This is a genomic window from Niameybacter sp., from assembly GCF_036655075.1.
In the GTDB taxonomy this organism is placed as follows: Bacteria; Bacillota; Clostridia; order Lachnospirales; family Cellulosilyticaceae; genus Holtiella.
In genome coordinates, this window is sequence record NZ_JAVVQU010000076.1 from 1 (window position 1) to 6,701 (window position 6,701).

At 37.8% G+C, this 6,701-nt stretch carries 5 protein-coding genes; 2 read left to right on the plus strand and 3 right to left on the minus strand.

The annotated features are described in order from the left end of the window. Positions 1 to 1,246 (plus strand): MalY/PatB family protein (locus tag RRY75_RS13490; protein ID WP_332494430.1); only part of this gene is annotated, 1,246 nt, incomplete at its 5' end. 62 nt (positions 1,247 to 1,308) lie between these two features. On the opposite strand, the gene RRY75_RS13495 is transcribed toward RRY75_RS13490, so the two are convergent. From RRY75_RS13495 to RRY75_RS13505, 3 genes are all read right to left on the minus strand, one after another. After that, positions 1,309 to 2,676, minus strand: coding sequence for a phosphodiester glycosidase family protein (locus tag RRY75_RS13495; RefSeq protein ID WP_332494431.1), 1,368 nt, complete (start codon positions 2,674 to 2,676; stop codon positions 1,309 to 1,311). Positions 2,677 to 2,964: 288 nt separating this feature from the next. Continuing rightward, positions 2,965 to 4,323, minus strand: a complete 1,359-nt coding sequence (locus tag RRY75_RS13500) for an MATE family efflux transporter (RefSeq protein ID WP_332494432.1) — start codon at positions 4,321 to 4,323, stop codon at positions 2,965 to 2,967. Positions 4,324 to 4,437: 114 nt separating this feature from the next. Next, positions 4,438 to 4,827 carry a hypothetical protein gene (locus RRY75_RS13505; protein WP_332528434.1) on the minus strand — a complete coding sequence of 130 codons (390 nt, stop codon included), beginning with the start codon at positions 4,825 to 4,827 and terminating at the stop codon, positions 4,438 to 4,440. 77 nt (positions 4,828 to 4,904) lie between these two features. Between RRY75_RS13505 and RRY75_RS13510 the strand changes: the two genes are divergently transcribed. Continuing rightward, positions 4,905 to 6,281, plus strand: coding sequence for a VanW family protein (locus RRY75_RS13510; RefSeq protein ID WP_332528023.1), 1,377 nt, complete (start codon positions 4,905 to 4,907; stop codon positions 6,279 to 6,281). Positions 6,282 to 6,701: the final 420 nt, after the last annotated feature.

Genomic DNA, 6,701 nt, shown 5'->3' on the forward strand with positions numbered 1-6,701 from the left:
ATTGACGTCATCCTCTATTTTATTTACATTAGATATAGCAACTACTTTGGAGGAATCTTTTATGCGCTATCATTTTGACCATCCGATTGACCGTACCCATACCAACTGCTATAAAGTGGACTGTAAAGCATACTATCATATTCCAGAAAATACCCTCTCCTTTTGGGTAGCCGATATGGACTTTGCAACTGCACCTTGTATCACAGATGCACTTATTGAGCGTGCTAAGCATCCTATTTATGGCTATACCTATAAACCTGACGCTTATAACGAAGCCTTAGTCGGCTGGTTCCAACGCAGACATCAATGGCACATTGAAAAGGAATGGATTGTAACTGCTCCAAGTATTGTCTGTGCATTAGGCTTAATTGCTCAAACCTTTTGTCATACCGATGACTTTGTCCTTGTGCAACGTCCTGTTTATCATTCCTTTGAATCGAGTGCAATGGCCTATGGGCGCCAAGTTCTAAACAATCCCTTAATCTTAAAAAATGACCATTATGAAATCGACTTTGAAGATTTGGAAGAAAAATTGAGCCGTCCGCATACTAAGCTCTTCTTTTTGTGCAATCCACATAACCCTGTCGGACGTGTCTGGACTTATGAAGAGCTCAAACGTATGGGTGAACTCTGTGTCAAACATCAAGTGCTGATTGTGTCTGACGAAATCCATCAAGACTTTGTCTTTAAAGACTATCACTATACGCCAATGGGCAATATCTCATCTGCTATTTCCAATCAGCTGATCACTTGTGTTGCACCCGGCAAAACCTTTAACGTTGCGAGTATTTCTTCCGCAAATATTATGATTTCCAATGCCACTATCCGTAAGCCCTTTGAAGCGGCTCTAGCACCTTTATTCCTTCACAACCTTTCACCTTTTGCCATTGACTTAGTTGTGGCAGGGTATAATGAAGGGGATGCTTGGGTTGACGCGCTTGTCTCCTATATTGAGGCTAATAAAAATTATGTAGAAACCTTTTTGAAGACACATCTACCCATACTGCGTCTCATTCAAAGTGAAGGGACTTATCTCCTTTGGATAGATTGTCGTAACCTAGGATTTGAAACCCAAGAAGCCCTTATAGATTTCATCACTCACAAAGGAAAATGTTGGGTACATTCTGGAACAACCTTTGACCCGACCGCTATTGGCTTTATACGCATGAATATTGGAACACCACGTTGCAACCTAGAAAAAGCACTTCTTCAATTCCAAAAAGCTATAGCAACTTTGCCGTTGTAACCTTTCAATCTAAACAAAGGAGCAACCAACCTGTCTAGCAGACAAGTTAGTTGCTCCTTTGTTTAAATTTTAAATACGATGCTATTACTAATCTTACGCCCCGGGTTTGTCCTATACTGTCCCTTATAATAAAGACCAGAAGAAGCCCCACCATCTAAGCACATGGCACTTTCTAGACCTAGCACCTTCATCATTTCTTTCATCTCATTAATGCTTGCCGTCGTTGTCCCTATCATAACTTTTTGATCTTTTGTTATGCCAATAAAGCTTCTAGAAGCCACTTGGGTAAGGATTTTGGCCTCTGTAAATCCTTCTTCTTTAGGAAGGGGGGTCTTCTCACCCCGAATCAACAAGCTCGGTCCTGCGCTTAGTGCCTGTTCCACTTGCTTCCAATCTTCTTGACTTGTATGACGTGGCTCAAAAGTTACCTCATACCTAACTTTATCCCCTAGATTAAACCCATCTGTACGCCCACCTTGCATCACCAATACAAAACCATCCGCTGGAATCGTGGCCGAACCTATTACATGCTTGACCACCTGCCCCTTACTGCAAACAATACCTATATAACCTGGCTCTAATTGTACAATGCTCCCATACTCTGGTGTATAAATCACAGTGGCACTGGCATCTTTGGTAGGTCTATTCATACGATAAGTCACCCATCTTGGTTCCTCATTAACATAACCTTGTACACGCGTCTTCACAAAATCAATAAGCACTTGGTTATCTGAGGTAAACCCTACTGTACACCCAATGTCTGTAATATGTATAGGTTGTCCATCTTTCACAAGGGTTCCATCTGGGTAAGGCACGTCTCCATTATAAGCTGCAAAATAAGTCCCATTAATCGCTGCTTCGCTTTTTTGTCCTAACGTTTTTAACTCTGCTACTTGATTGATTTGATTATTTGCTAACTGAATACTTGGCACAACCTGCCCACTTTGCATATCAATGGTGATACAAGTTACTTTCTTCCCTAGCACTGTCTTAGTTTCAGACTTAAAAGCATTGCTAGGTGCCGTTGCTTGCTTCAAAGTCCACTCCTGTTTAAGTTCTCCTAGTTCAATAGATACTTTTCCCTGTTGGAAATTGACTACTGCGCCTAATGCCTCTCCAATAAACCTAAGTGGTACATAGGTTACACCATTCACCATACGTGGTGCCACTTCTAATGTTTGCACTTCACCATTTACGTAAGCCTCTGCACTCCCTAAAGTAAGAACAATTTCTTTTCCTTCATTCAACACAGTAAGCTGTTGACTCCCCTTATCAAATTGCACTTGTACATTCAAGTATTCACTCACTGTACGGAGTGGAATCAAGGTTACATTTTTCACGCTCATACTCTCCAATGTCTTTCCATAAATAGGTTGACCAAGAAGTATTAACATACACCCTAAAAAGCATATTTTCTTGAATAATTTCATCTTTTAACTTCCTCACTTCTTCTCTATATCATTTACTTTATTTATTATATATTATTTTGAAATTTTATTCCATTTTTCTTGAAAGTTATATCATAGCTAGTTTTAACGTCTTTTTATTGATGGGGAAGCTGAGTTATTCATATTTAAGTTTGTATACACTTCATATATGATGTCACATGATTTAAAACACAAATTAAAAGAATCTACTTAAATGCCTATTGAATAGGTAAAATAAGTAGATTCTTAGGGGTTATAAAAGGGATCCATTGTGTATAAATAGTTAGTGTATTATGCTTTTGCCATACATGCTTTAGACATTTCCTGTTCGACTTTACGCATTTTAATAAAGTAAACAATGATAAGTGGTACAAATGCTGCAATCCATGCTGCTGGGTCTGCTAAGCAGATACCTGTAAAGCCAATAACGGCTGGCAATGTATAGGCAACAACTGCACGTGCCACTAACTCAAACAGACCTGCCATCATAGGTACAAAGGATTGCCCCATGGCTTGAAGGGCATTTCGATAAACGAAAATAAGACCCAATGGGATAAAGAACATCCCTGCGTAGTTTAAAACTTGTGTTGCATACCCAAGGACTTCTTGGCTAGGATTTTCTAGGAAGAAGCCTACAAGGGTTTCTCCAAAAATAAAAAGCACACAACTTGCTAGTATACTTGTACCGATAGAGATAAAGGTTATTGTTCTAACCCCTTCACGAATACGTTGGTATAACCCTGCCCCTAAATTCTGTCCTACAAATGTAGCAGTAGATACCCCGTAAGTCACTACAGGTTGCATCACCAGCTGAATCACCTTAGATGCTGCCGTATAGGCTGCCATCACGCTTGAACCAAAAATATTAATGGCACTTTGAAGGGTCATAACACCCATTGCTGTAATAGAAAACTGTAAGGCCATAGGAATACCGATACAAAAATGTGTACGATAGTAACTTGCTGGTACTTTAAAATCTTCTTTTTTGAGTTTTAATAAGTGGAATTTCTTATAACTATAAACAAGACATAGTACAGCAGCTAACCCTTGAGCGATATTTGTAGCATAAGCTGCTCCTGCCACGCCCATATCAAAGTTTACTATAAACACTAAGTCTAAAACGATATTGACTATAGAAGCTATAATGAGGAAATAAAGTGGGGTTTTACTATCTCCTAGTGCACGTAAAATACCAGCAGACATATTATAAAATGCCTGAGTAAAAATCCCTGCATAAATAATTGTAATATATGTATTTGCATATTCAAATACATTATCAGGTGTATTCATGAGTCTTAAAAGGGGTGTTTTTAAAATTAACATGACCATTGTTACCACAAAAGTAACGATAACTGTTAATGTAATATTACTCGCAATCGCTTTTTTAACACTGGCCTCATCCTTTGCACCAAACCGTTGAGCAACCATAACAGAGAACCCACTAGTAAGCCCCAATAAAAAGCCATTAACCAAGAAGAACATAGACCCTGTCGAACCTACTGCGGCTAAGGCCTCTTCTCCTAAAAATTTTCCTACAATAATGGTATCCACCATACTGTAAAGTTGTTGAAAGACATTACCAATAAGTAATGGGATTGAAAACCATATAAATAACTTAAAAGGCTTGCCTTGTGTCATATCACTTGTCATATTCATGCTCTCCTTACTTTTTTAAATCATCATACATTATAGCGTATTCATCATCTTTTGGCGATGTTTTTCTTATACTATTGCTATTTAAATTCCCCTTCTATTTCAATTGCTTTATAGTGTATGGTTGAAACCATTGGCAATAATACAGGCATCTGCTGGTAAATTCTCAATTAAGGGTCCACTGTTGAGTACATTGCCACCAATCTTATAAGGTTTACCTGTAACAATGGCTTCCATAATGTAAGAAGCATATTCTTGACTACGGTTGTGCTCTAAAATAGGATGTGCAAGCAAGTCATCACGTTGGTTTTCCCATCCTTCAATTTGCTGGATGCAATGATGTGTATATTCATCTAAAGGAATATTAAACGCTTCAATAAGCTCTGGATAGCCTTGCTTTATGTAGAACATATTGTAGGCTATCATGACCTTTTTAACTTTTCTAAGATGTTCAAGAAAAAGTTTGGTATGTCTCCTACTGACTATAAAAATGCTACACACTAACTTTTATTTACTATTTCTTTGACATCTCCTTTAATCTTTGTTTATAATTATGTAAACAGAAAAGGAGATTTACCATGACAAAAAACAAACACTGGCCGTATAGGTTTATACTCCCTATTTTATTGCTTACCCTCATCATTTATATGGTGAATGTATATCTTCAAGTAAAAGAATATGACAAAATATTTGCTGAAAATATATGGATTCATGATTTTAATATTCAAGGTATGACACTTGAAGAAGCTACTGAAGAACTGACACACCAACTTCTACCTATGCTTGAACAAAAAAATATTACACTGACTACAAAAAATAACACTGCTACAGTAGATCTTACATATCAAGCCTTAGGTGTAACCTACAATCTAGATGAAATACTGTTAGAGGCTCAGCAACTTGGTCATGAAGGCAATCTATGGGCACGCTATCAATCCCTTAAAAACCCTTCTGTAGAACCTATTCATTTTTCACTTACTCCACGTTTAGATGAGGCTACACTTGCTACACGCATAGCACCTTACTTAGAAACATTTTACAAAGCACCTATTAACGCTGAACTTAAGAAATTTCCTCGTCATTTTGAAGTGAGTGATCCAGTAGATGGTTACAAAGCGGATCTTGAATACGCTATTACTCAAATTCAAGCACTTGTAGCTAAAAATGAAGATGGTCTTATTCAGCTCCCTCTCCTTACATTAAAACCCGAATACACAGCTGACATGTTGAAGGATTATAACGTGCCCCTTGCCAGTTTCTATACAACATTTAGTGCAAATAACCCTGATCGTAATGCAAATATTGCACTTGCTGCAAAAAACATCAATACAACGCTCCAACCTGGTGAAAAGTTCATGTTTTCTAAGCAACTAGAACCTATTACAACTTCAACAGGGTATAAAAATGCTAAGGTTATTACCGGTAGTGAATTTGTAGATGGTATCGGTGGTGGTATATGCCAAGTGTCTTCAACCCTTTACAATGCCGTCATTCGGACAGATATAGATATCTACATGCGTCGCAATCACTCTCTACCTGTATCTTATACCCCTCTTGGATTAGATGCTACCTACGCCACAGATAGTGTAGACTTCCAATTCATCAACAACTCGGAGTATCCACTGTACATAGAAAGCTATATAGAAGATAATAAAGTTGTTGTCAATCTCTATGGTCACAAAGACTTTAAACCAGACTACACAGCTCAATTCGAATCGGAACTTATTGAAACGATAGAGGTTCCAGAACCACTTTATAAAGAAGATCCAACCCTTCCCATAGGCCAAGAGATTATACAAGCTTATGGTAAAGTAGGTCATAAGGTAGTACTTTACAAGCATTACTATAAAGATGGTGTACTGGTAAAAAAAGAAAAAATTAATACAAGCACTTACAAACCTCAGCCTACTATCATTCGTCGTGGGCCACAACCCCCTATAACGCCCCAATCTTAATATAAATTTTCTTCATCCATTCCATCAAATAGAGGGGGTGTCGCAAAACTAGGTAACTAGTTTTGTGGCACCCCCTCTATTTAATAATATCAAAGCTAAAGAGGCTATGGTGCAATCATTTTGTATGAATACAATCATCAATGATTACCTCATAGCCTCTTCCTTATCGCTAGCTCTTACAGGACTGGCTCACCAGTAAAAAATGGCTCTATAACCATTGCTTACTTTAATATTTTATGCCCTGTAACAATACCATAGACCATTATAAAGTCTAGTTAAACCCTATAATCATCTATAAGTTAATTAACCTCTTGATTCGTATCATTCATCTTTTTTTATACGTCTTACTTCTTAGCCTCTAGCCATTTTTTAGATTTTCACACGAATAGCTATTAAATCGGCTAGGTCAATGCTGCCATC